The following is a 25,026-nucleotide window of genomic DNA, read 5'->3' as shown; positions in this document are numbered from 1 at the left end:
GTTGCGGCGGCCTCGTGCAAGCATGCCCGCGTCCGGTTCCGTTGCTATTTTTGAGAATATCGGACGATTATAAACCGCTCGTTCTCCGTTCCGGACGCGGCCTCGCAGACCCGGCGACGACTTTACGAGATACCGCGCGCTCAAGCCAAAAGACGCCCGAGCCACGCAGCCGCAGCGGGCGCGTGCGGCCACAGAATCATGGCCCACGTGAGCACGCATACCGCGAGTGCGACCATCACGGCGGCGCTGCCGAAGTCCTTCGCGCGCTTCGAGAGTTCGTGGCGTTCCAGCGAGATACGGTCGATCGCTGCCTCGACGCTCGAATTCAGCAGCTCGACGATCAGCACCAGCAGCACCGAGCCGATCAGCGCGGCGCGCTCGACCGGCGCCACCGGCACAAACAGGCTGCACGGCAACAGAATGGCCGCGAGCGTCAGTTCCTGCCGGAAGGCGCTTTCCTCGCGGATCGCGATGCGAAAGCCCGCGATCGAGTTCTTCATCGCGTGCCAGGCGCGCGTGAAGCCGCGATTGCCCTTGTACGGATTGAAGGGCAGGTCGTCGGTGCCGAGCGGTTCGGTTGCCTGAGCGGGCGAATCGGGAGAATCGGGCAAATCGACGCCGGCGTCGGTTTCGTCGTCGAACGGGTCCATGATGCGGCCCGCCGCCGCGCGGGCGTTCGCTTCGGCGCGTTCCTCCGCCAACGGGCGACGCGTCATGCGGGCGCCCGGTCGGTGCGCGGCGCGCGCGGCTCGAACTGCCGCAGATGCGACGCGAACTGCTCGGACGCCGCGCGCCACGAGAAGCGTTCGGCCCAGGCGCGCGCGTCGGCACGGTCGATCTTCAGCGCCTGAAGGCACGCCTCGCGCAGGTCGTCGTCGAGCGCGCCGGGTCCGTGTTCGCCGAGCACGTCGATCGGACCCGTGACCGGATACGCCGCGATGGGCGTGCCGCAGGCCATCGCTTCCAGCAGCACGAGGCCGAACGTATCGGTGCGGCTCGGAAACACGAAGACATCGGCGGCGGCGTACACCTTCGCGAGTTCCGGCTGCGACAGCACGCCGAGATAGTTGACGTTCGTGTAGCGAGATTTCAGTTCGGCGAGCGCGGGGCCTTCGCCCGCGACCCATTTCGAGCCGGGCAGGTCGAGCTTCAGGAACGCTTCGACGTTCTTCTCGATCGCCACGCGCCCGACATACAGAAAGATCGGCCGCGCGGTGTTGAGCACCTTCGAGTCCATCGGATGGAAGATGTCGAGATCCACGCCGCGCGTCCACAGCACGACGTTCGTGAATCCGTAGGCTTCCAGATCTTTCTTGACCACGGGCGTCGGCGCCATGACCGCCTGCGACGGTCCGTGGAACCAGCGCAGAAAGCGATATGTCATCGCGAGCGGAATGCCGAAGCGCGCCTTCACGTATTCGGGAAACCGCGTGTGATAGGCGGTCGTGTACGGCAGCTTGTGACGCAGTGCGTACGCGCGGGCGGCGAGGCCGAGCGGGCCTTCTGTCGCGATGTGCAGCGCATCGGGATCGAACGCGTCGATGCGCTCGGCGACATGACGGCGCGGCATCAGCGACAGGCGAATCTCGGGATAGGTCGGGCAGGGAATCGTCTTGAATTCCAGCGGCGTGAGCATGTCCACGCGATGCCCGAGCGCCGTCAGTTCCTTGCTCGTGTTCTTGAGTGTGCGCACGACGCCGTTGACTTGCGGCTCCCATGCATCGGTCACGATCATGATCTTCATTGCGGTTCCTCGTGTGGCCTGATGGATGAGTTCACACCGTCGCGCGTGCTTTCGCGGCCGGCTGTCCGGGCGAACGCATGACGGTCCAGTAGACGACCTTAAGTTCGCCGTCGTACGTCTCGACGAGCGCGGAGAGACTCTCGACCCAGTCCCCGTCGTTGCAATACAGGATGCCGTCGATATCGCGAATCTCGGCCTTGTGAATGTGCCCGCACACGACGCCGTCGCAGCCGCGGCGGCGCGCTTCATCGGTCATCACACGTTCGAACTGCGAAATGAAATTGACCGCGTTCTTGACCTGATGCTTCAGGTACTGCGAGAGCGACCAGTAATTGAAGCCGAGCTTCGTGCGCACGCGATTGAACCAGCGGTTGAGCAGCAGGATCGCGGTGTACGCGGTGTCGCCGAGATAGGCGAGCCATTTGGCGTGCTGAATGACGCCGTCGAAGAGATCGCCGTGAACGATCCACAGGCGCTTGCCCGCGAGCGTCGTGTGAAACGCTTCGCCGCGCACGTGAATGTCGCCGAACGCGAGGTCGCAGAACTGGCGCGCGGCTTCGTCGTGATTGCCGGGGATATAGACGACTTGCGTGCCCTTGCGCGCCTTGCGCAGGATTTTCTGCACCACGTCGTTGTGCGCCTGCGGCCAGAACCAGCCTTTGCGAAGCTGCCATCCGTCGATGATGTCGCCGACGAGATACAGGTAGTCCGATTCGTGATGCCGCAGGAAGTCGAGCAGATACGCGGCCTGGCAGCCGCCGGAGCCTAAGTGGATATCCGAGAGCCAGATCGTGCGATAGCGATGCGTTCCGTCTGCCGATTCACCGTCGACGACGGGCGATGCGGCTTCAGGCGACGCAGGGGAATCGGGCACGAGCGCCGACGGATCGACGCGCAAGCCGGAACTGCGAAAACGATAAGCGGTGGAGGGATCGAATGCCGGCGTGACTGTCGGGTGGAGGGCCATTGGCTCGCGCATCGAGTTTTGGTATGCGCATTACGCCGTGCGGCCGTGACCGAGCCGTGACAGTCACGAGAAGTTCGTATTACAGGGGGACAGGCAGGGGATGACTTAGGCGGCGACGATGCGCGTGCCGGCGAGGCGGTCGTGCAGGAACTGGCGGGCGGGATCGAGCCACACGGCTGCCGCCCACAGCGCGATCCAGACGGCAAGCACGATCAGCGTCTGCGGCACCGCCAGCGAAAGGAGCGGGTGCAGCGCGAGCGGCGGAAGGAACCACAGCCACGCGAGCGCGTAGCGCGCGAGTGCTCGGCCGACAGTGAGCGGCTCGCCGCGCGCATCGACGACTTTCAGGCGCCAGGTTTTCATCGGCAGCGTCTGGCCGCCGTGCGTCCAGAACCACACGAAATACGCCGCCAGCACGAGACCGATCCACGACATCAGCCAGTCGTGATGCGTGAGTCCGTTGCGCTGCTGCGTGAGCGTGCTGAAGAGGTATCCGGCGATGAATACGACGCCGAACAGGATGACGCCTTCGTAGACCATCGTGGAGAGGCGCCGGCGCAGGCTGGGCGCGCGAAGCGGCGGGATCGTCGCGGTGGCGGAGACGCTCATCGCGCGATCAGGAACCGTTGTACATCGACGGCGCCTGCTGCGGCGAAACGGGAATCGGCGTGGCCGGGACGATGCTCGCGGCGTTCGGCACGGCGGGCTGCAACGGCGTGCCCGATGCCGGCGCGCCCGCGCCCGGCCCGGCTTCCGCGTGCGAAGCCGCGTGGCCCTGCTCGCGCGCCGCCACCAGTCGGTTGATGTCCTTCACTTCGGCCTTGCCGGTCGGCGGCGCGCTGACCACGGTGGGGCGGCGGCTGCGCTCGCTCGCGGCGAGCTTTTTCTTTTGTTCTTCCGAGAGCTTCTGATACGCGTCCCAGGCCTTCTCACGCTTGTCGGGCGGCACGAGCTTCGACACCTGGTAGTTTTCCCGCGCGACCTTGCGCTGGTCGGGCGTCATGCGCACCCATTCGTCCATGCGCTGCTGCAGCCGCTTCTGCGCTTCGGGCGACATGCGGTGATAGCGCGATGCGATCTTGAGCCACTTTTGCTTGCGCTCGTCGCTGAAGGAATCCCACTGCGTCGCGAAAGGCGCGAGCGCGACGCGCTGTGCCTCGGTCAGACGGCTCCACGAAAGCGGGTTGTCCGATGAAAGCGCGGCAAGCGGCGAGAGCGACCCGTCCGCGCCCGCGCTCGCGCCGCTGGGCGCGGCGGCGGACAGCGACGCCGTGGCGGAGGACGAATAGAAGCGCGGGTAAGTAGCGGCGAACGCGACCAGACCCGCAATCGCGCAGCCGAAGACAATCGCGAGACCGCGCTTGTAACTCACCCGAATTTCCCCCGCTCGGTTTGATGCTTAGTGATTGCGCGTCAGATACGCGTTGAAGCCGTGATCGAGATACGCGTCGAGCGGCAGGCTGTCGCTCATCATGGCCGCGTCGATGTCGGCCAGTTCGGCTTTGCGCTGCTGATCTTCCCAGTAAGCGATGCCCGCCAGCGCCACGGCGAGCGCGAACACCGGGCCCGCCAGCCCGAAGCCGCCCAAGCGCGCGAACAGGCTCTTGCGGCCGTGCGCGTCGCCGGAACCGCCGGCCGAGAGCGTGGCGCCCGCGCCGGCCAGCACCGGCGTGAACACAGGCGCAGCGGCGGCGACCGCCACTTTCTCGGGCTTCTTGCGCGCGATCGCGGCGCGGCGCGCCTCGGCGAGCCGATCCATCGCGGCGGCCGGAATGGCCGACGCGCTTTCGTCGAGCGCGCGCACGACCTTCAGCGCGAACTCGTTTTCCTTCGTTTCAAGAGCGGAACTCATAGCGTGATCCCTTTGGCTTTCAGGGCTTGCGCGAGAGCGTGCGTGGCGCGTGAACAGTGCGTCTTCACGCTGCCCTCGGAGCAGCCCATCGCGGCGGCCGTCTCTGCGACATCCATATCTTCCCAGTAACGCATGAGAAAAGCTTCTCGTTGACGCGCCGGTAATTTCTGGATTTCCGCGTCGATCAGGTTGAGCACCTGCTCGCGTTCCAGCCGGCTCTCACTGCTTTCGCTGCCGGTCGCGCCGTCCTCGGATTCGAAGGTTTCGAGCGGGTCGAACTCGTCGTCGTCGGCGCTGCCGAACGAGGAGAACAGGCTGATCCAGGTGTTGCGAACCTTCTGACGGCGAAAGTAGTCGTGCGTCGCATTCTGGAGGATACGCTGGAACAAAAGAGGAAGCTCGGCCGACGGCTTGTCGCCGTATTTTTCCGCGAGCTTGATCATGGCGTCCTGGACGATGTCGAGCGCCGCGTCGTCGTCGCGGACGGTGTACACGGTCTGCTTGAACGCGCGTCTTTCGACGCCCGCCAGAAAATCGGCGAGTTCCTTGTCTGATGCCATCCGTTGGGGACCCGGCGCAACGAATTTGCGTCGAAAGAGATTGTGGAGTTCCAGGAAAACCTGCGGATGCTAGCAAATTTTCGCTGTCGCGGGAGGATCGGGAAACGATTTGTTGCGCCGTATCGCGCACGGCAGGCGCGGGAAAAACGGCCGAACGGAGCACTCAGAGCGCGCCCGGGAAGTTTTTGCTTGACCGTGTGCGCAAAAACGGGCTATCGTTCCCGACTCGCATCATAAAGTGAATTGTCTGCTTTGAGGCGAGCCCAAGAAGTTCGCCTGTCAAACCAAGACGCGCCGCTTGAACCCGAGCCACAAGCCCGGCAGAGAGCACCCGATCAATTTTTTGCCGAAAATTCGAAAGGTGATGAATGAACATGCCTAGCGCGGAATTCTCCACGTCGGATACCACTCCCTCTCACGAAGCCGATTCCATCGGCGCGACGGTGCTCATGCGCGCGCTCGCCGACGAAAACGTCGAGTTCGTGTGGGGCTATCCCGGCGGCTCGGTACTCTACATCTACGACGAGCTGTACAAGCAGGACCAGATTCAGCACATTCTCGTGCGACACGAGCAGGCCGCCGTGCACGCCGCCGACGCGTATTCGCGCTCGACCGGCAAAGTGGGCGTGTGCCTCGTGACCTCCGGCCCGGGCGTCACCAATGCCGTCACCGGCATCGCCACGGCCTACATGGATTCGATTCCGCTCGTCGTCATCAGCGGGCAGGTGCCCACCGCGGCCATCGGCCTCGACGCGTTCCAGGAATGCGACACCGTCGGCATTACACGGCCCTGCGTCAAGCACAACTTCCTCGTGAAGGACGTGCGCGATCTCGCCGCCACCGTCAAGAAAGCCTTCTACATTGCGCGCACGGGGCGTCCCGGCCCGGTGCTGATCGACGTTCCGAAGGATGTGTCGAAAGCGCCGTGCCGCTACGAGCCGGTCAAGAGCGTGTCGCTGCGCTCGTACAACCCGGTCACGAAGGGCCACTCCGGCCAGATCCGCAAGGCGGTGCAACTGCTCTTGTCGGCCAAGCGGCCGTATATCTACACCGGCGGCGGCATCATTCTCGCGGACGCATCGCGCGAACTGAACCAGTTCGCCGATCTGCTCGGCTATCCCGTCACCAATACGCTGATGGGCCTGGGCGGCTATCGCGCGAGCGACAAGAAGTTCCTCGGCATGCTCGGCATGCACGGCACCTACGAAGCCAACATGGCCATGCAGCACTGCGACGTTCTGATCGCCATCGGCGCGCGCTTCGACGACCGCGTGATCGGCGACCCGAAGCACTTCGCTTCGTCGCCGCGCAAGATCATTCATATCGACGTCGATCCGTCGTCCATCTCGAAGCGCGTGAAGGTCGATATCCCGATCGTCGGCGACGTGAAGGAAGTCCTGAAAGAGCTGATCGAGCAGCTTCAGCACGCGGAGCACGGGCCGGACACGGCCGCGCTCAAGTCGTGGTGGGACGAGATCGAAGGCTGGCGCTCGAAAGACTGCCTCGCCTACGACCGCAAGAGCGAGATCATCAAGCCGCAGTACGTCGTCGAGAAGCTCGCGGAGCTGACGGACGGCAACGCCTTCGTGTGTTCGGATGTCGGCCAGCATCAAATGTGGGCGGCGCAGTTCTATCCGTTCAACAAGCCGCGCCGCTGGATCAACTCGGGCGGCCTCGGCACGATGGGCTTCGGCCTGCCGGCAGCGATGGGCGTGAAGATGGCGTATCCCGACGAGGACGTGGTCTGCATCACGGGCGAAGGCTCCATTCAGATGTGCATTCAGGAGCTCTCGACCTGCAAGCAGTACAACACGCCGGTCAAGATCATCTCGCTCAACAACCGCTATCTCGGCATGGTTCGCCAGTGGCAGCAGATCGAATACAAGAAGCGCTATTCCAGTTCGTACATGGACGCGCTGCCCGACTTCGTGAAGCTCGCCGAAGCGTACGGCCACGTCGGCATTCGCGTCGAAAAGACCGCGGACGTCGAACCGGCGCTCAAGGAAGCGCTGCGTCTGAAAGATCGCACCGTGTTTCTCGACTTCCAGACCGATCCGACCGAAAACGTATTCCCGATGGTGCAGGCAGGCAAGGGCATCACGGAAATGCTGCTCGGCTCTGAGGATCTCTAACGCGGCTTTGTCACGCGAGGCTCGCGCGCGCCCGTCTTCACAAAGGACGAGCGCCGCGCGCGGGTCTTTCGGACGAACGCTTCTTCTGGACATATCGGGAAACACGCACATGAAACACATCATCTCCGTACTGCTGGAAAACGAGCCGGGCGCGTTATCGCGTGTCGTCGGGCTCTTTTCCGCGCGCGGCTACAACATCGAAACGCTGACGGTGGCGCCGACCGAAGACAGTTCGCTGTCGCGGCTCACCATCGTCTCCATCGGCTCGGACGACGTGATCGAACAGATCACGAAGCACCTGAACCGCCTGATCGAGGTGGTGAAAGTGGTCGACCTGACAGAGGGCGCCCACATCGAGCGCGAGCTGATGCTCATCAAGGTAAGGGCAGTCGGCAAGGAACGCGAAGAGATGAAGCGGATGGCGGATATCTTCCGCGGCCGCATCATCGACGTGACCGAAAAGACCTACACCATGGAACTGACGGGCGCCTCCGACAAGCTCGACGCGTTCATTCAGGCGCTCGACGCCACGGCGATTCTGGAGACGGTTCGCACGGGCAGTTCCGGCATCGGCCGGGGCGAGCGCATCCTGAAGGTGTAGCACCACACGCAACTCGACTCATTTCCTCTGCTTCTCGCGGAGACAGACCCAGGACTCAAGGAACCACCATGAAAGTTTTCTACGACAAAGACGCCGACCTCTCCCTCATCAAGGGCAAGCAAGTCACCATCATCGGTTATGGCTCGCAAGGCCATGCGCACGCGCTGAACCTGAAGGAAAGCGGCGTGAACGTGACGGTCGGCCTGCGCAAGGGCGGCGCTTCGTGGAGCAAGGCCGAGAACGCCGGTCTGCCGGTCAAGGAAGTGGCCGAAGCGGTGAAGGGCGCCGACGTCGTGATGATGCTGCTGCCCGACGAGCAGATCGCCGAGGTGTACGCGAAGGAAGTTCACGCGAACATCAAGAACGGCGCGGCGCTCGCGTTCGCGCACGGCTTCAACGTGCATTACGGCCAGGTGATCCCGCGCGCCGATCTCGACGTCATCATGATCGCGCCGAAGGCGCCGGGTCACACCGTGCGCAACACGTACACGCAAGGCGGCGGCGTGCCGCACCTGATCGCGGTCGCGCAGGACAAGACCGGCTCGGCGCGCGACGTGGCGCTCTCGTACGCGGTGGCCAACGGCGGCGGCCGCGCGGGCATCATCGAAACGAACTTCCGTGAAGAGACCGAAACCGACCTCTTCGGCGAACAGGCGGTGCTGTGCGGCGGCACGGTCGACCTGATCAAGGCCGGCTTCGAAACGCTGGTGGAAGCAGGCTACGCGCCGGAAATGGCGTACTTCGAGTGCCTGCACGAATTGAAGCTGATCGTCGACCTGATCTATGAAGGCGGCATCGCCAACATGAACTACTCGATCTCGAACAACGCCGAGTACGGCGAGTACGTGACGGGCCCGCGCATCGTCACGGAAGAGACGAAGAAGGCGATGAAGGCCGTGCTGAAGGACATCCAGACCGGCGAATACGCGAAGAGCTTCATTATCGAGAACCGCGCCGGCGCGCCGACGCTGCAATCGCGCCGCCGCCTGACGGCCGAGCATCAGATCGAGCAAGTCGGCGAGAAGCTGCGCGCGATGATGCCGTGGATCGCGAAGAACAAGCTCGTCGACCAGTCGAAGAACTAAGTTTTTCGCGCGTCACGGTTCTTGCTGTCACGAAAGCCGCCCGAAGCCGCTGTGCCGAGGGCGGCTTTTGCTATCCTACGGGTTTTAAAAAACACAGACCTCGTTCATGAACTATCCCCATCCGATCATTGCCCGCGAAGGCTGGCCGTTCATCGCCATCGCGGCCGTCATTGCCATTCTCGTGCAGGCGGTCGGCGGCTTCGGCTTCGCCTGGATCTTCTGGCTGATCGTGATTTTCGTCGTCCAGTTCTTCCGCGATCCGCCGCGCCCCATTCCCACGCAGGCCAATGCCGTGCTGTGTCCGGCGGACGGGCGCATCGTCGCGGTGGAAACCGCGCATGATCCGTACGCGGGCCGCGAGGCGCTGAAGATCAGCGTGTTCATGAACGTGTTCAACGTGCACTCGCAGCGTTCGCCGGTCGATGGCGCGATCACCAAGGTGCAGTACTTCCCGGGTGCGTATCTGAACGCGGCCGTCGACAAGGCATCGACCGAAAACGAGCGCAACGCCATCGTGCTGCAGACGGCGACCGGGCATACGGTGACGTCGGTGCAGATCGCCGGGCTGATCGCGCGGCGCATTCTCTGCTACGTCCACGCGGGCGAGCCGCTCACGCGCGGTCAACGCTACGGCTTCATCCGCTTCGGTTCGCGCGTCGACGTGTATCTGCCGGTCGGCAGCCGGCCGCGCGTGGCGATCGGCGAGAAGGTGTCCGCCTCGTCGACGATTCTCGCCGAGTTCGCGGAATAACGCGGAGGCGTCGATGGCGGCATTCAAACCGCGCCGGAACCGCATGAACGGGGCGCCGCCGCGCGCGTTTCGTCGCAACAAGGCGGTGCAAGATGTCGGCGCCGTGGAAACGCGGCGCGCGAAGCGGCAGCAATTCCTGAGGAAGCGCGGCATCTATCTGCTGCCGAATGCGTTCACCACGGCCGCGCTCTTCTGCGGCTTCTTCGCCGTGGTGCAGGCGATGAACGTGCGCTTCGAGATCGCGGCCATCGCCATTTTCGTCGCGATGGTGCTCGACGGCATGGACGGCCGCGTCGCGCGCATGACGCATACGCAGAGCGCATTCGGCGAGCAGTTCGACAGCCTGTCGGACATGGTGTCGTTCGGCGTCGCGCCGGCGCTCGTCATGTACGAATGGGTGCTGAAGGACCTCGGGCGCTGGGGCTGGCTCGCGGCGTTCGTGTACTGCTCGGGCGCGGCGCTGCGGCTCGCGCGCTTCAACACGAACGTCGGCGTGGTCGACAAGCGCTATTTCCAGGGCTTGCCGAGTCCGGCCGCGGCGGCGCTGATCGCCGGCTTCGTGTGGCTCGCGACCGACAATCGCGTGCCGCTCAAGCTCGTGTGGCTGCCGTGGGTCGCGTTCGCGCTGACCGTCTACGCGGGCGTCACGATGGTGTCGAACGCGCCGTTCTACAGCGGCAAGGCGCTCGATGTGCGCTATCGGGTGCCGTTCGCGGGCGTATTGTTGGTCGTGGTGGCGTTCGTGCTCGTTTCGTCGGATCCGCCCGTCATGCTGTTTTGCCTCTTCGTGCTGTATGGCTTCTCGGGCTACGTCTGGTGGGCGTACATGGCCATGCGCGGCAGACCGAATCCGGCGCGCAGTTCTCAGCGCGACCACTAACGCGGGTTTTGGCGATACAAAAGGGCGGCGGGTTGCTGACCCCGTCGCCCTTTTTGCGTGAGGCGGTCGGCCTATCAGCCCGCGTCGACCAGCGTTCCGTTATGCACGCGCACATGCTGCCCCTGCGCGAACGGCGGCTGCTGATGATAGGTGAAATAACGCGTCTTGCCGTTTTCCATCCGCACGCGTACCGAGTAATCGGTCTCGCTGCGCAGGTGCTTTTCGACCGAGTTGCCCGCGAGCCCACCGCCGAGCGCGCCGAGCAGCGTCATCGCAGTGCGGCCGCCGCCGCGTCCGAACTGATTCCCGACGACGCCGCCCGCCACCGCGCCCCCGACCGCGCCGATGCCGGTTCCGTGCCCTTCGCGACGCACCGCGGAGATGGCTTCGACGGTGCCGCACGTTGAGCAATAGGCCGGGTGTTGCGGCGGCTGCTGTGCGTATGATGGTTGCGCAGGCTGCTGCTGTACGGGTGCTTGCTGTACCGGCTGAGTCGCGGTTTGCGCCGCCGGTGCAGGCGCGGGCGCGGTTTGCGCGACTACCGGCTGGGCGGCCGACGGCGCGGCGGGCGCGACCACTGGTTGTTGCTGGGCGACCGCGGCGGTCTGCGTCTGCGCGTTCTGCGCGGAATTGCTGTGCGCGCCGGGGAAGATCCCGGTCACGGCGGCCGTTGCCGCGAGGCTCGCGACGATGACTGCGCCCGCAGCCGTCGCAACCAGCGGATGCAGGCGGCGCGGCTCGCCCGTGCCGGGCGTGGGCGTGATGTTGTTGGTCCCGTTGTCCATTTTTGACCTCCGTTCGAGGCGAAGTGCCGATAGCGTCAATTCTGGCGCAGATGCCGCATCGGCGCTTTTTCAGGTTGTAACCGCGTTTTTCTTGGCAGAAGCACGTTGGATGCCAGGCGTGACGGGCGAATATGGATCTTCGGGGATTGCCGAGACAGGCCGTATGCGACCCAAAGCAGTCACCGACCGTGCTTGATAGCGGCCGCTCGACCGAGATCTCGAGGACCTGACACGGATGCGTGTAAGGGAGGAACGCGGCACTCACTGTGGACCGTCACGCATTTAAGGAGGGCACACATCGAGTCTCGCAGTCGCGTCGAACTGCCGGTTTTTATAGAGTCATTTATAATGAAGTTGGTCCGACTGCACGAAGTTTAACTCACTTGGTGAGGTGGGAAGGGATGATTCACTACATTTCCAACTTGGAATGCCTCGACCAGCGCTTCAATACGCCAAACCTTCCCCAAGCCGTAATCACCCTGTCCGCTCTTTCCCGTCGGCCCTGTGATGCGAGAGGAATAAATTCCGACGAGTCTATAGTCCGTTTCCCAATGTGGTGTCTGACTTGCGAACGCCCCTAGCGAGGCTAGGGCTTCTAGTGCGCCCGACTTCCCGGAAGAGACCTTTTCCAAAGTCTCGGCTTCTTCGAAAGTTGCCAGCATCTTTAGCCGCTTCTCGATCGCGAAAACGGGCGATCCAGACATTCCTGGCGCAGTGTTCGCATCAATCAAAAAATACGGCAAATCTTCATGCGACAGCAAAGGTTCACTTGCAATCGTTCCTCTCTTATAAACAGGAAACGGTTGAATGGGAATATATCCATAGGGGAACCCCACAATGAAAAGGTCAGCGCCCACACCCAAAGAAATGTCGGAAACAAGCGGTAATGCGCGGTTTGACAGGCACATACATTGTCTGGCATAGCCAACGGAATCGCCACGAAATCTACACCGCGCCCGCGCATTACAATTTCTCACCGGTCTACATTTTTGACAGGTTTCGTTTCCTTCACGGCATCAGGCCTCCGGGTTGCTAGCGACGTCGCATGTCGCGTAGAGTGACCAAAACGGGCGCCTTCCGCCAAATGCGGCCGGCCCTAGGCGACCCTGTTCCGCCGTTCAATTTTCTCGATGACAGACAGTCGAGGTTCAAGATATTGCTGGCAAAACGGCTGCCTCCGACTTACAGATGACGCTGTTACGGTGAATCAGGAATTGGCTGCCTCATCATCGATCAGGTGATCATCGACATAACGCTCATAAAGTCGCTCGTAGGCAATTGTCGGTGTTTTGTCGACGTAAGGCGTCGGCTGGGCAATGAGCAAAGGGCTCGCCTTAACTGAAGCAACGCCGTTTGATTGCTTCTCGACAGTGCGAATTAGACAGTAGATAATATATCGATTTTTGCCGCCAATTCGATGTATTGCCGACATGGACATCAAAAAGCTCGGATCCAGGATCCATTCGATTTTTAGATTTTTTCTTGAGTAACGAACGATAATCGGCGGCGTATTTGCGGCGATCGGAAATGTTGGGCGCTTCGCGGTTACACCACCAATGAAAAAAGCGTACTTGCCCTCTGTCGATTTTAACTTGTCAAATCCGCAAGATGCGACTGAATCTAGGTCAATGAAATCAGTCACTTTTGCAATCTCTTGCATTAGCTGTTTGTAATGTTCTGTCTCTTGATTAGTTATGTAATCGAAGAGATAACGTCCGCCAGAAAGATTGGTCTGAACGTATTTTTGGTCGAATGAATTGTTAGCACCGAGTATGCCCGCGCGTCGTAGGTTGGGTGTTAGGGACGTTTTGGGAATCTTCTTGAATAGCCGTACGCAAAGCTCCTCGATGCGCTTGACATTGACATAGTCAATCGCATCATCGTCGACTTCGATTGTTTGCGCGGCGCGCTGTGCATTTGCGATTTGAACTTGCTTTTCCCAATTTTCCTTGGCCTTACGGAGCTGTTTATCAGTAAGACGAAGGGTCAATCCACCTTGATGGGCTATATCATGATCACTAGGGCAAAGCACCGCAAGATTATTGTAGGTGTTGTCCTGAGTTTTCTCGTATTCGACATCATTTGATACTCGTTTCGATTAGAGACGCCAGGCTAAACTCCCGCATGCTTTCGACGCGGCGCCGCTCATTGTCAACGATGTATGCATTGGTGTCGACTGCTCTTGGCCGAACGAAGCCTATCGCGAACGGTTCCCCGGACATCCGCCAACGACCAAAAAAAACGCGCCCCGAAGGACGCGCTTTTCACCGGACACAAACCGCACTGTTCGTTCACTCTTCCCGACGCAGATGCGGAAACAGAATCACATCGCGGATGCTCGGGCTGTCGGTCAGCAGCATCACCAGACGGTCGATGCCGATGCCGCAGCCGCCCGTCGGCGGCATGCCGTACTCGAGCGCGCGAATATAGTCGGCGTCGAAGTACATGGCTTCCTCGTCGCCCGCGTCTTTCTGATCGACCTGCTTCTGGAAGCGCGCGGCCTGATCTTCCGGATCGTTCAGTTCCGAGAACCCGTTCGCAATCTCGCGGCCCGTGATGAACAACTCGAAGCGCTCCGTGATGCCCGGCACCGAATCCGACGCCCGCGCGAGCGGCGACACTTCCACCGGATAGTCGACGATATACGTCGGTTCCCACAACTGCGATTCCGCGGTCTCTTCGAAGAGCGCGAGCTGCAACGCGCCGATGCCTGCGTTCAGGAAGGCGGGCTGCGTCGTATCGACGCCGAACTTCTTCAGCTCCGCGCGCAGGAACACGGCGTCGGCAAGCTGCGCGTCGGTGTACTGCGGCGCGTACTTTTGAATCGCCTGATTGATGGTCAGGCGATGGAACGGCTTCGACAAATCCAGCTCGCGTCCCTGATACGTGATGGTCGCGGTGCCGAGCGCATCGACGGCGGCCTGACGGATCAGTTGTTCGGTGAAGTCCATCAGCCAGCGGTAATCCGTGTACGCCGCGTAGAACTCCATCATCGTGAATTCCGGGTTGTGGCGCGGCGACACGCCTTCGTTCCGGAAATTACGATTGATCTCGAACACGCGCTCGAAGCCGCCGACGATCAGCCGCTTGAGATAAAGCTCCGGCGCGATGCGCAGGAACATCTGCATGTCGAGCGCGTTGTGGTGCGTGACAAAAGGCTTCGCCGCCGCGCCGCCCGGAATCGGGTGCAGCATCGGCGTTTCGACTTCCATGAAGTTCGCCTGCGCCATGAAGTTGCGAATCGACGTGACGGCCTTCGTGCGCGCCATGAACGTCTTGCGCGACTCCGGCGTGACGATCAGATCGACGTAACGCTGGCGATAGCGCGTTTCCTGATCGGCGAGGCCGTGGAACTTGTCCGGCAGCGGACGCAGCGCCTTCGACAAGAGCCGCAGTTCCGTGCAGCGCACCGACAGCTCGCCCTTGTTCGTGCGAAACAGCACGCCTTTTGCCGCGATGATGTCGCCCAGATCCCACTTCTTGAATGCCTCGTAGACGTCCGCGCCGACATCGGCGGGCGTCACGAAGAACTGAATCTGGCCGCTGCCGTCCTGAACCGTCGCGAAGCTCGCCTTGCCCATCACGCGCTTGAGCATCATGCGGCCCGCGAGCGCGACGGGCAGGGGATTCGCTTCGAGCGTCTCCTTGTCGGTCTCGGCGTAGTCGCTTTGCAGCGCGGCCGCCTGATGCGTCGGGCGGAAGTCGTTCGGATAGGCGACGCCTTGCTCACGCAGCGAGCGCAGCTTGTCGCGGCGCTCGGCGATGATCTGGTTGTCTTCCAGTTCGGGAGCGGCGCTCGTCTGAGTCGGTTCGGTCATGATGATTCTTGGCTTTGGAATGCGGCAGATGCGCGGCGAATTTAACGAACGCGGCGCGACCGGAGGGCCGCGCCGCCGCAGGACTTAAACGCCCTGTTTCAGGCTCGCGCTGATGAAGTCGTCGAGGTCGCCGTCGAGCACGGCGCGCGTGTTGCTCATTTCGACGTTGGTGCGAAGGTCCTTCACGCGGCTCTGGTCGAGCACGTACGAGCGGATCTGATGGCCCCAGCCCACGTCCGTCTTGCTGGATTCGAGCTTGTCCTGCTCCGCCTGACGCTTGCGCATTTCGAATTCGTACAGACGCGCCTTGAGCATCTGCATGGCTTCGGCGCGGTTGCGGTGCTGCGAGCGGTCGTTCTGGCACTGCACGACGATGCCGGTCGGCGCGTGCGTGAGACGCACGGCGGAGTCCGTCTTGTTGATGTGCTGGCCGCCCGCGCCCGATGCGCGATACGTGTCCGTGCGAATATCGGCCGGATTGATCTCGATCTCGATGGAGTCGTCGATTTCCGGATACACGAACACCGACGAGAACGACGTGTGCCGCCCGCCCGACGAATCGAACGGCGACTTGCGCACGAGCCGGTGAATGCCGGTTTCGGTGCGCAGATAGCCGTACGCGTACTCGCCTTCGACCTTGATCGTCGCGCTCTTGATGCCGGCGACGTCGCCTTCGGATTCTTCGAGCACTTCGGTCTTGAAGCCCTTGCGCTCGCAATAGCGCAGGTACTGGCGCAGCAGCATGGACGCCCAGTCGCACGCCTCGGTGCCGCCCGCGCCCGCCTGAATGTCGATGAAGCAGTTGTTCGGATCGGCCGGATTCGAGAACATCCGGCGGAATTCCATGTCTTCGACGCGCGCTCTCAATGCGTCGGCGTCGGATTCGCAGGCGACGAGCGTGTCTTCGTCGCCTTCCTCGCGCGCCATCTCGAAGAGTTCTTCGGCGTCGCGCAGATCGTTGTCGAGGGCGGAAAGCGTCGACACCACGCCGTCGAGCAGCTTCTTTTCACGACCGAGCGCCTGCGCGTTCTTCGAGTCGTTCCAGACGTTCGGGTCTTCGAGTTCCTTGTTGACTTCGGCTAGACGCGCGGACTTGGCGTCGTAGTCAAAGATACCCCCGTAGCTCGCCCGCGCGGCGGCGCAGGTCGGCCAGAAGGCTTTCGATCGCGTTGAGACGTTCTGCTTCCATTGTCGATCTTCGGCTTCGTAAAAAGGTCAAATTATAGCCGATCGACACGCTTTTCCCGCGCTGGCGGCGCAGGCGGACGCACGCCGCTACGCGCGAAGCGGGGCGCTTTGTCGTCCGCGTGCAGGCGCCTCGCGCAAGGCTCGGTGTTCCTTGCCAGCGGGAACGCCGGCCGTAATCGCGCGACCGTATTGGCGAGCCGGCGATCAGTGAATGTTGCGCGGGCGCATGCCGACTCCGCTTAAGCCGCGTGCTCGACGATCAGCTGCACGCGCGCCACGCCGTTCCACGAATCGCTGACGAGCCGGTACGCGACCGTCGCGCGCGGTGGCAGCGGATCGACGTGGTTGAACCAGATCGCGTTGAAACGCTGACGACCGCGCATCAATTGCAGCTTCAGGTGCTTGTCTTTCACGAGCGATTGCGAAGCGACGTCGAACTCGCCCGAAAACGTCGGCGCCGGAAAGCCCTGTCCCCAGACCGCCGCGTCCAGCAGCTCGATGAATTGCGGCGTGAAGTACGCATCCTCCAGCTCGCCGTCCGTCTCGATGGTCCGCGAGAGCGCGTCGGCGGTCAGCCACTCGCGGCCGACCGCTTCGAACGCGTCGGTGAAGCGCGGAATGTCGGCGGTGGCGAGCGTGAGGCCCGCCGCCATCGCGTGGCCGCCGAACTTGTGGATGAGACCGGGCTCCCGCTTGCTGATGAGATCGACGGCATCGCGCAGATGGAAGCCCGGAATCGAGCGGCCGGAGCCTTTCGAGAGCGTGCCCGCGTCGTCGGCGTGCGCGAACGTGAACGACGGCCGGTGAAAGCGCTCCTTCAGCCGTCCCGCGACGATGCCGATCACGCCCTGATGCCAGCTCGCGTCGTAGAGCGTGAGCGTCGCGCGCTCGCCGGCATCGAACGATTGCAGTTCGGCGAGCGCCTGTTGCTGCATGCCGGCTTCGATTTCGCGCCGCTCGCGGTTCATCGCGTCCAGCTGCTGCGCGAGTTCCCATGCGCGGCCGATGTCGTCGGTCGTCAAGCATTCGATGCCGAGCGACATGTCCGAGAGCCGTCCCGCCGCGTTCAGGCGCGGCCCGAGCGCGAAGCCGAGATCGAAGCCCGACGCGGCGCGCGCATCGCGGCCCGCCGCGCGGAACAGCGCGGCGATGCCCGGCTGCATGCGGCCCGCGCGGATGCGCTTCAAACCCTGCGCGACGAGGATGCGGTTGTTGCCGTCGAGCTTCACGACGTCGGCCACGGTGCCGAGCGCGACGAGATCGAGCAAGCCGTCGAGACGCGGCTCCGGCGTGCGCTCGTACGCGCCGCGCCGGCGCAACTCCGCACGCAGCGCGAGCAGCACGTAGAACATCACGCCGACGCCCGCGATGCATTTGCTCGGAAAGCCGCAGCCCGGCTGATTCGGATTGACGATCGCGCGGGCGGCCGGCAGTTCGTCGCCGGGCAGGTGATGATCGGTCACGACGACGTCGATGCCGAGCGCGTTGGCCGCCGCGACGCCTTCGACGCTCGCGATGCCGTTATCGACGGTGATCAGCAAGTCGGGCGTGCCGAGCGGCGAGCGCGCGGCCAGTTCGACGATCTCGGGCGTCAGTCCGTAGCCGTATTCAAAGCGGTTCGGCACGAGATAGTCGATGGTCGCGCCGAACATGCGCAGGCCGCGCACGGCGACCGCGCAGGCGGTCGCGCCGTCGCAGTCGTAGTCCGCGACGACGAGCATGCGCTTGCCCGCCGCGAGCGCATCGGCGAGCACGGCGGCGGCGGCGTCGCAGCCCTTCAGGCCGACCGGCGCGTGCAGGCGCTTCAACTCGGTTTCGACTTCGTCCGGCGACGTGACGCCGCGCGCCGCGTAGAGCCGCGCGATCACGGGATGCAGGCCGTGGCGCATCAGGGCTTCGGCATCGGCGGGGGACGAGGCGCGGGTAACGATTCGCGTCATGCGGAAAGAGCCTTATTCGATGAGAAGCGCCGCAATCGGCCGGCGGCGCCAGAACTTGCGCAAGTCGCCGCGCGTGACCGATAGCGTGACCGAGCCGGTATCGCCGCATAACGTGAGACGCAGGCGCTTGAGCGAAGCGTTCGATAGCGCATCGAGCGCCGGCGCGAACCACGCGTCTTCGAGCGTCTTCAGCGCGGCGTTCCAGCGCGCCCAGTCCTGCTCGATGAAAGGCGCGGAGAACGGGTCCAGTTCGACGAGCGTCGCGCCTTCGCCGCCTTTCGGAAGCGCTGCAAACGACTCCGGCGGCGTCGACGGTTTCACGCCTGAAGCGAGCGCGAGGCCGCGCGTGGCGGCGGCATCGGACATTACGGCGGCGAACGGGCGCGTGACCGGACGCATCGCGCCTTGTCCGTGCAGCCAGATCGAATTGATCGGCGGCAGTCCGCGCGACTCGCGCTCGACGTTCAGCGGGTGCTCGAACCACGCCATCTGCACTTCGTTCTGCAACTTCATCCACGGGCGCGAGCGTTCGCCGGTGCGGGCTTCGTGCGGCAGCCAGATTTCGATGTTGCGTCCCGCCGCGCGCAACGGCGACGCGCCCGCGAGCGCGCCGAGCGCGTCGCCCGAAACGTACCAGCGCAGCGGCGTAGGCGCCTGCAACGCGAGCCCCAAGTCTTCGATAACCGGCCGCGCGGTGTCCAGCAGCGCGCGCGCTTCTTCGGTGCGCACGCCGAGCGTGGCCGGGTCGATCAACACGAGATGATCGTGCGCGATGCGGACATGAACCGGCTCGATGCAGGCCCAAAGGGCCGCGTCCCCGGCATCGGAGGCGCCGGGATCGCCGCCATCGGCGAGGAGCATGAAGGGCGCGAGCGGGGCGTCGTCGGCATAACGTTGGCCCGCGTTCGGCGAAGCGAGCCCGAAGCGTTGCGCGATCCAGCGCTCGTGCGGCAGCGTGCGCTGAAAATCTTCGCCGATCACGCGTTCTTCGAGCGTCGCGCGGGCGAGCAGCATGTCGAGCGCCGCGCTTTCCAGTCCGTGCAGCGCGGTTGCGGCGTCCGCCGCCGAGGGCAGGGCGAACGGCAGCAGAAGGTGAAGGTCGGGAACGGGCATGATGGTCGGCATTGTAGGGCAAAGCGGCAGGCGTGATCGGCGCGGGCGCGATGCGCCGAGCGCTGCACGACCCGCGCTTGTTACGGCGCCGACTCCAGGTGTGGCAAACTTTCGCAAATTTCGCGGCGCGCGGCGAATGGACCTGTCATGCGCCGCCATCAACGGGCGATTTACACGGCATTCGTCATGCGCCGTCGTACAGCCACGCAGCAACACCAGACACAAGGATTCGCTTGAAACTTCCGTACGAATGGCAGATCGGCTGGCGCTACACGCGCGCCAGCAAACGCACGACAGGCAACGGCTTCATCTCATTCATCGCGCTCGTGTCGATGGCGGGCATCGCGCTCGGCGTCGCCGCGCTGATCGTCGTGCTCTCGGTCATGAACGGCTTTCAGAAGGAAGTGCGCGACCGCATGCTCTCCGTGCTCGCGCACGTCGAGATCTTCTCGCCGACCGGCTCCATGCCCAACTGGCAACTGACCGCGCAGGAAGCCAAGCGCAATCCCGAAGTGATCGGCGCGGCGCCCTATGTCGAAGCGCAGGCGCTGCTCACGCGGCAAGGCGCGGTGAGCGGCGTCGCGCTGCGCGGCGTGGAACCGTCGCTGGAGCCGGAAGTGTCGGATATCGGCAAGGAGATGCGCGCCGGCAAGCTCGCGGACCTGGTTCCCGGTGAATTCGGCATCGTGCTCGGCGCCGATCTCGCGACCAACCTCGGCGTTATGACAGGCGACAAAATCACGCTCGTCGCGCCCGAAGGCACCATCACGCCCGCGGGCATGATGCCGCGCCTCAAGCAGTTCACGGTCGTCGGCATCTTTGAATCCGGTCACTACGAATACGATTCGACGCTCGCGCTCATTTCGATCCGCGACGCGCAGGCGCTCTTTCGCTTGCCCGCGCCGACCGGCGTGCGCCTGCGCCTGAAAGACATGCAGCGCGCGCCCGAAGTCGCGCGGCAACTGTCGCACACGCTCTCCGGCGAACTCTATATCCGCGACTGGACGCAGCAGAACAAGACGTGGTTCTCCGCCGTGCAGATCGAAAAGCGCATGATGTTCATCATTCTCACGCTGATCATCGCGGTGGCGGCGTTCAATCTCGTGTCGTCGCTCGTGATGACCGTCACCGACAAGCAGGCCGATATCGCCATTCTGCGCACGCTCGGCGCGCAGCCCGGCTCGATCATGAAGATATTCGTGGTGCAGGGCGTGACGATCGGCTTTATTGGCACGGCGCTGGGCGTGTCGCTCGGCTGCCTGATCGCGTGGAGCATTCCGTGGCTCGTGCCGATGATCGAGCATCTGCTCGGCGTGCAGTTCCTGCCGCCTTCGGTGTATTTCATCAGCGAGCTGCCGTCCGAGCTCGTGCCGGGCGATGTCATGAAGATCGGCGTCATCGCGTTTCTGTTGTCGTCGCTCGCGACGCTCTATCCGAGCTGGCGCGGCGCGAAGGTTCGTCCGGCGGAGGCGCTGCGCTATGAGTGACCTGATTCCGGCAAACAATATCGTGCTGCAGGCGTCCGCCATTTCGAAGGCGTTCGTGCAGGGCGGCTCGAACGTGCAGGTGCTCGACAACGCACAACTCGAAATCTATCGCGGCGAGAAGCTCGCGATCGTCGGCGCGTCGGGTTCCGGCAAGAGCACGCTCCTGCATGTGCTCGGTGGCCTCGATGAGCCGAGCGCGGGCAAGGTCTCGCTGCTCGGCAAGCCGTTCACAGAGCTGAAAGAGAAGGAGCGCAACGAACTGCGCAACCGCGCGCTCGGCTTCGTGTACCAGTTTCATCATCTGCTGCCCGAGTTCACCGCGGTCGATAACGTCGCGATGCCGCTGCGCATTCGCCGCATGAGCGAAGACGCCGCGCGCAAGGAAGCGATGGGCATGCTGGAGCGCGTCGGCATCGCGCATCGCGCGAAGCATCGGCCGGGCGCATTGTCGGGCGGCGAGCGGCAGCGCGTGGCTATTGCGCGGGCGCTCGTCACGCGCCCGGCGTGCGTGCTCGCCGACGAGCCGACCGGCAACCTCGACGGCGGCACCGCCGATACGGTCTTCAACCTGATGCTGGAGCTGTCGCAGACGCTGGAGACGAGCTTCGTGATCGTCACGCACGATCCCGATCTCGCCGCGCGCTGCGACCGCATCATGCGTCTGCGCGACGGCGTGCTGCACGAAGAGCCGCCGGTGCCGGTCTAAGCGCCGCGCGCCTCGGAGGACGCCATGTGGATCGACACGCACTGTCACCTCGATGCCTCCGAGTTCGACGCGGACCGCGACGCCGTGGTCCGCGCGGCCATCGACGCAGCGGTGACGCGCATCGTGATTCCGGGCGTCGAGCGGTCGAACTTCGATACGGTGCGCGCGCTGGCGCATCGCATCGAGGGCGGCGCGTATGCGCTCGGCATCCATCCGCTATTCACGCCGCGCGCCACCGACGATGATCTGCACGTGCTGCGCGAGCAGATCGCGGCGAGCATGGATGATCCGCGCTTCGTCGGCATCGGCGAGATCGGGCTGGATTACTTCGTGCCGACGCTCGACGACGCGCGCCAGCAGTTCTTCTACTACGAGCAACTGAAGCTCGCCCGCGAGTTCCAGTTGCCCGTGATTTGCCACGTGCGCAAGTCGCAGGACAAGGTGCTGAAGGGCCTGCGCGTGCACGACATTCATTGCGGCATCGCGCATGCGTTCAACGGCAGCTTCCAGCAGGCCGAGGCGTTCATCGCGCAGGGCATGCGGCTCGGTTTCGGCGGCAATCTGACGTTCGAGCGGGCGCGCCAGATCAGACGGCTCGCGGCCGATCTTCCGCTCGATGCCATCGTGCTCGAAACCGACGCGCCCGACATTGCGCCCGCCTGGCGCTACAAGGGCCGCAATACGCCGGATCAGGTCGCGGGCATCGCGAAGGTGCTCGCGCAACTGCGCGGCATCGGCGAAGACGCGCTTTCACTAGGCACAACGGCTAACGCCCACGCCGCGCTGCCCCGGCTCGCACTCGCGGCTTCATAATCGTTCACGGTTGCATTTGCTTCGGATCACTGATTTTGATCCGGGCGGATGCGTTTCGCGTGACGATAGAAGAGAGCAGAGGCGTGCGGGCGGTGTTGCTGTGTTTTGCATTGGGCGTTGCGTGGTTGCAGCAACAGGCCGCGTTGCCGGGTGTCGGCGGCTGGGCGGCTTGCTTCGCACTTGCTTGCGTGGCGGCGTGCGTCGGTTGCGTGCTGCGCGGGCGGCGGCGTATCGTGGCTTTCGCGATTGCAGCCGCTGCAATCGGCTTCGCCTACGCCGCCGTGCGCGCCGAAGTGCGCTTGCAGCAGCACTTGCCGGTCGAGTTCGAGCAGCGCGATATCGAACTGACCGGCTTCGTGCGCGGTCTGCCTGAGCCGCAAGCGGAAGGCACGCGCTTTCTCTTCGAAGTCGAGTCGAACGGCGCGCGCTTACGCGATTTCCCGCGCATCGTGAGGCTGCTTTCGATGCCCGCGACGCTGCCAGCGCTCGTGGCGGGTCAACGCTGGACGCTCACGGCGCGGCTCAAGCGCGCGCATGCCAACGCAAACTTCTCGTTGCGCGATAGCGAAGTGAGCTTGCTCGAGCGCGGCATTCGCGCGACCGGCTCGGTGTCCGCCAGCCGGCCCGCGCGACGCCTTCGCGGCGATGCGATCGGACCGTGGCTCACCATCGACCGGTGGCGCGCGCGCATCCGGCAGCGCATCGAAACCGTGATCGCGGATGCGCCGCATCGCGGGATCGTCGTCGCGCTGGCGGTGGGCGCGCAGGATTCCGTGAGCGATGCCGACTGGGCCATTCTGCGCGCGACCGGCACGAGTCATCTCGTCGCCATTTCCGGCCTGCACATCGGCTTCGTCGCGGGGCTTGCGGCGTTCATCTGCGGCTTCGTGTGGAAGCGCATCCGCTTGCGTGGCGTGCCGGCGCCGCTCGTCGTGGCGGCGCCGAAAGTGGCGGCGCTCGGCGCGGCGTCGTTCGCGGCGTTCTATGCCGCGCTCGCCGGCTTCAACGTACCCGCGCAGCGCACCTTGTGGACGCTCGCGGTGTTCGCCGTCGCGTTCGTCGGCGGGCGGCGGCCGGCGGCGTCGCTCGTGCTCGCGTGGGCGCTCGGGTTCGTGCTGATCGCGGACCCGTGGGCGGTGACATCGCCCGGATTCTGGCTCTCGTTCGTCGCGGTGGCGGCGATTCTGCATGCCATCGCGGCGTACGGCAGGCACGCCAAGAAAGCGCCGTCCGATGACACCGACGACTGGCTCGCGGGCATGGAGGCGCGTGATCCGGTGCTGCCGGATGAGGGCGCGTCGGGCGAAGCCGTCGCCGATGCGCCGTCGCGTAAGCCCTCGCGCTCGCTGACAAGCGCGTGCCGCCGCGCCGCTGACAAGATACGCGGGCATCTGGCATCGAGCGCACGCGTTCAATACGCCGTCACGCTGTCACTCGCGCCGTTGACCGCCTACTGGTTCTCGCAGATTCCGCTCGTCGGCCCGCTCGCCAACGCGTTCGCGATTCCCTGGATCAGCTTCGTCGTGACGCCGGCGACGCTTGCCGCGCTGATCCTTCCGGCACCGCTCGACGTACCGATGCTTCACCTAGCGCACGGCGCACTCTGCATCCTCTTCGACGCGCTCGAACGTCTAGCCGACGCGGGCCCCGCATGGTCGCTGTGGCGCTTGCCGCAGCCCGGCATGTTCGCGCTCGCCGCGTCGCTCGCGGGCGCGGCATGGGCGCTCGCGCCGCGCGGCTGGCCCCTGCGCTTCGCCGTGCCGCTCACGTGGCTGCCGCTTGTCATGCCGGCGTCGAGCGGCGTCGCACAAGGCGCGTTTCGCGTGACCGCGCTCGATATCGGACAAGGCTCGGCGCTCGTCGTCGAGACAGCGCGGCACACGCTGCTTTTCGACGCCGGTCCCGGCCCCGAGTCGACGCACGCGGGCGAGCGCATCGTCGCGCCGTATCTGCTTGCAACGGGCGTGCGTTCGCTGGATGCGCTCGTCGTGAGCCATTCCGATTCGGATCACGCGGGCGGCGCGCCCGCAGTGCTGCAAGCGGTCCCGGTGCGGCAACTGCTGGCGTCGCTGCCCGCAAGCCATCCGCTCTGGTCCGATGCCGGGAAGCGCGGCGGTGATACGCTGCGTTGCGTCGCCGGCCAGCACTGGACATGGGACCGCGTGGATTTCCGCGTGCTATGGCCCGACCCGGGGCCGCTCACGGGCACGCCGAATCATCAGGCTTGCGTGCTGAAGGTGACGAACGCGGCGGGGCGCGCCGCGCTTTTCACCGCCGATATCGAAGCGGACGTCGAACGCACGCTGCTCGCGCGCGATGCCGCCGCGCTGCGCGCCGACGTGCTGATCGTGCCGCATCACGGCAGCCGCACGTCGTCGACCGAGCCGTTCCTCGATTCGGTCGGGCCGCTCGCCGCGGTATTTCAGGTAGGCTATCGCAACCGCTTTCACCATCCAAATCCCACGGTGTACGCGCGCTACCGGTTGCGCGACATCGCGCTCACGCGCACCGACGAGGACGGCGCGGCGCGCATCGACATGGGTGAGGAGATCGTGCTCGATCGCTACCGGCAAACGCACGCGCGTTACTGGATGGGGCGCTGAA

General features: G+C 64.2%; 23 protein-coding genes. 9 read left to right on the top strand and 14 right to left on the bottom strand.

Annotated features, from left to right (window positions below):
- Positions 1 to 140: 140 nt before the first annotated feature.
- From LDZ26_RS08355 to LDZ26_RS08325, 7 genes are all read right to left on the bottom strand, one after another.
- Positions 141 to 716: a diacylglycerol kinase gene (locus LDZ26_RS08355; RefSeq protein WP_244846820.1), complete on the bottom strand. Its 576-nt coding sequence runs from the start codon at positions 714 to 716 to the stop codon at positions 141 to 143.
- Complete coding sequence (locus LDZ26_RS08350) at positions 713 to 1,744, bottom strand: glycosyltransferase family 1 protein (protein ID WP_244846819.1); 1,032 nt, start codon at positions 1,742 to 1,744, stop codon at positions 713 to 715. The genes LDZ26_RS08355 and LDZ26_RS08350 overlap by 4 nt, the downstream gene beginning before the upstream one ends.
- A 31-nt stretch (positions 1,745 to 1,775) precedes the next feature.
- The gene (locus LDZ26_RS08345) at positions 1,776 to 2,711 is read right to left on the bottom strand and encodes a UDP-2,3-diacylglucosamine diphosphatase (RefSeq protein ID WP_244846818.1); all 936 of its coding nucleotides are present in this window, start codon (positions 2,709 to 2,711) and stop codon (positions 1,776 to 1,778) included.
- Positions 2,712 to 2,816: 105 nt separating this feature from the next.
- Complete coding sequence (locus tag LDZ26_RS08340; RefSeq protein ID WP_244846817.1) at positions 2,817 to 3,320, bottom strand: RDD family protein; 504 nt, start codon at positions 3,318 to 3,320, stop codon at positions 2,817 to 2,819.
- Positions 3,321 to 3,327: 7 nt separating this feature from the next.
- Complete coding sequence (locus LDZ26_RS08335; RefSeq protein ID WP_244846816.1) at positions 3,328 to 4,083, bottom strand: DUF3106 domain-containing protein; 756 nt, start codon at positions 4,081 to 4,083, stop codon at positions 3,328 to 3,330.
- 27 nt (positions 4,084 to 4,110) lie between these two features.
- Positions 4,111 to 4,563, bottom strand: a complete 453-nt coding sequence (locus LDZ26_RS08330; protein WP_244846815.1) for a DUF3619 family protein — start codon at positions 4,561 to 4,563, stop codon at positions 4,111 to 4,113.
- Positions 4,560 to 5,123: an RNA polymerase sigma factor gene (locus LDZ26_RS08325; RefSeq protein WP_175944243.1), complete on the bottom strand. Its 564-nt coding sequence runs from the start codon at positions 5,121 to 5,123 to the stop codon at positions 4,560 to 4,562. The genes LDZ26_RS08330 and LDZ26_RS08325 overlap by 4 nt, the downstream gene beginning before the upstream one ends.
- Before the next feature lie 368 nt (positions 5,124 to 5,491).
- Between LDZ26_RS08325 and LDZ26_RS08320 the strand changes: the two genes are divergently transcribed.
- The 5 genes from LDZ26_RS08320 to pssA all read left to right on the top strand — a co-directional run bounded on the left by LDZ26_RS08320 (position 5,492) and on the right by pssA (position 10,572).
- On the top strand, positions 5,492 to 7,255 hold the full coding sequence (locus tag LDZ26_RS08320; RefSeq protein WP_244846814.1) for an acetolactate synthase 3 catalytic subunit: 1,764 nt from the start codon (positions 5,492 to 5,494) through the stop codon (positions 7,253 to 7,255).
- 109 nt (positions 7,256 to 7,364) lie between these two features.
- Complete coding sequence (gene ilvN / locus LDZ26_RS08315; protein WP_008341906.1) at positions 7,365 to 7,856, top strand: acetolactate synthase small subunit; 492 nt, start codon at positions 7,365 to 7,367, stop codon at positions 7,854 to 7,856.
- Between the two features lie 68 nt (positions 7,857 to 7,924).
- Positions 7,925 to 8,941 carry a ketol-acid reductoisomerase gene (gene ilvC, locus LDZ26_RS08310; RefSeq protein ID WP_175944239.1) on the top strand — a complete coding sequence of 339 codons (1,017 nt, stop codon included), beginning with the start codon at positions 7,925 to 7,927 and terminating at the stop codon, positions 8,939 to 8,941.
- 106 nt (positions 8,942 to 9,047) lie between these two features.
- Positions 9,048 to 9,692: a phosphatidylserine decarboxylase gene (locus tag LDZ26_RS08305; protein ID WP_244846813.1), complete on the top strand. Its 645-nt coding sequence runs from the start codon at positions 9,048 to 9,050 to the stop codon at positions 9,690 to 9,692.
- A 13-nt stretch (positions 9,693 to 9,705) separates the two neighbouring features.
- Positions 9,706 to 10,572, top strand: a complete 867-nt coding sequence (gene pssA / locus LDZ26_RS08300) for a CDP-diacylglycerol--serine O-phosphatidyltransferase (RefSeq protein ID WP_175944235.1) — start codon at positions 9,706 to 9,708, stop codon at positions 10,570 to 10,572.
- 74 nt (positions 10,573 to 10,646) lie between these two features.
- Here the strand turns inward: pssA and LDZ26_RS08295 are convergent, their stop codons facing one another.
- From LDZ26_RS08295 to LDZ26_RS08265, 7 genes are all read right to left on the bottom strand, one after another.
- Positions 10,647 to 11,357: a glycine zipper 2TM domain-containing protein gene (locus LDZ26_RS08295; RefSeq protein WP_244846812.1), complete on the bottom strand. Its 711-nt coding sequence runs from the start codon at positions 11,355 to 11,357 to the stop codon at positions 10,647 to 10,649.
- 374 nt (positions 11,358 to 11,731) lie between these two features.
- On the bottom strand, positions 11,732 to 12,265 hold the full coding sequence (locus LDZ26_RS08290; protein WP_244846811.1) for a serine protease: 534 nt from the start codon (positions 12,263 to 12,265) through the stop codon (positions 11,732 to 11,734).
- A gap of 299 nt (positions 12,266 to 12,564) precedes the next feature.
- Positions 12,565 to 13,347 carry a hypothetical protein gene (locus tag LDZ26_RS08285; protein WP_244846810.1) on the bottom strand — a complete coding sequence of 261 codons (783 nt, stop codon included), beginning with the start codon at positions 13,345 to 13,347 and terminating at the stop codon, positions 12,565 to 12,567.
- A gap of 301 nt (positions 13,348 to 13,648) precedes the next feature.
- The gene (lysS, locus tag LDZ26_RS08280; RefSeq protein ID WP_244846809.1) at positions 13,649 to 15,175 is read right to left on the bottom strand and encodes a lysine--tRNA ligase; all 1,527 of its coding nucleotides are present in this window, start codon (positions 15,173 to 15,175) and stop codon (positions 13,649 to 13,651) included.
- Positions 15,176 to 15,259: 84 nt separating this feature from the next.
- Positions 15,260 to 16,364, bottom strand: a protein-coding gene (prfB, locus tag LDZ26_RS08275; protein WP_244846808.1) for a peptide chain release factor 2 whose coding sequence is annotated in 2 segments (ribosomal slippage) — positions 15,260 to 16,282 and positions 16,284 to 16,364 — 1,104 coding nt in all. Because the reading frame shifts where the segments join, the coding sequence is not laid out codon by codon here.
- 238 nt (positions 16,365 to 16,602) lie between these two features.
- Positions 16,603 to 18,303, bottom strand: coding sequence for a single-stranded-DNA-specific exonuclease RecJ (recJ, locus tag LDZ26_RS08270; RefSeq protein WP_244846807.1), 1,701 nt, complete (start codon positions 18,301 to 18,303; stop codon positions 16,603 to 16,605).
- A 12-nt stretch (positions 18,304 to 18,315) separates the two neighbouring features.
- Entirely contained in the window at positions 18,316 to 19,428 is a 1,113-nt protein-coding gene (locus LDZ26_RS08265) for a regulator (RefSeq protein WP_244846806.1), read from the bottom strand.
- 221 nt (positions 19,429 to 19,649) lie between these two features.
- On the opposite strand from LDZ26_RS08265, the gene LDZ26_RS08260 reads away from it, so the two are divergent.
- The 4 genes from LDZ26_RS08260 to LDZ26_RS08245 all read left to right on the top strand — a co-directional run bounded on the left by LDZ26_RS08260 (position 19,650) and on the right by LDZ26_RS08245 (position 25,025).
- Entirely contained in the window at positions 19,650 to 20,903 is a 1,254-nt protein-coding gene (locus tag LDZ26_RS08260) for a lipoprotein-releasing ABC transporter permease subunit (protein ID WP_175944223.1), read from the top strand.
- Positions 20,896 to 21,609, top strand: coding sequence for a lipoprotein-releasing ABC transporter ATP-binding protein LolD (gene lolD / locus LDZ26_RS08255; RefSeq protein ID WP_244846805.1), 714 nt, complete (start codon positions 20,896 to 20,898; stop codon positions 21,607 to 21,609). Before LDZ26_RS08260 ends, lolD begins: the two co-directional genes overlap by 8 nt.
- A gap of 24 nt (positions 21,610 to 21,633) precedes the next feature.
- Positions 21,634 to 22,422 (top strand): TatD family hydrolase, encoded by a 789-nt coding sequence (locus tag LDZ26_RS08250; RefSeq protein ID WP_244846804.1) that lies wholly within the window; start codon positions 21,634 to 21,636, stop codon positions 22,420 to 22,422.
- Positions 22,423 to 22,505: 83 nt separating this feature from the next.
- Positions 22,506 to 25,025 carry a ComEC/Rec2 family competence protein gene (locus LDZ26_RS08245; protein WP_244849093.1) on the top strand — a complete coding sequence of 840 codons (2,520 nt, stop codon included), beginning with the start codon at positions 22,506 to 22,508 and terminating at the stop codon, positions 25,023 to 25,025.
- Position 25,026: the final 1 nt, after the last annotated feature.

The organism is Caballeronia sp. SL2Y3 (assembly GCF_022879575.1).
Lineage (GTDB): Bacteria > Pseudomonadota > Gammaproteobacteria > Burkholderiales > Burkholderiaceae > Caballeronia.
Note: the sequence above shows the minus strand (reverse complement) of the source record. Positions and strands in the feature narration are given on the sequence as shown.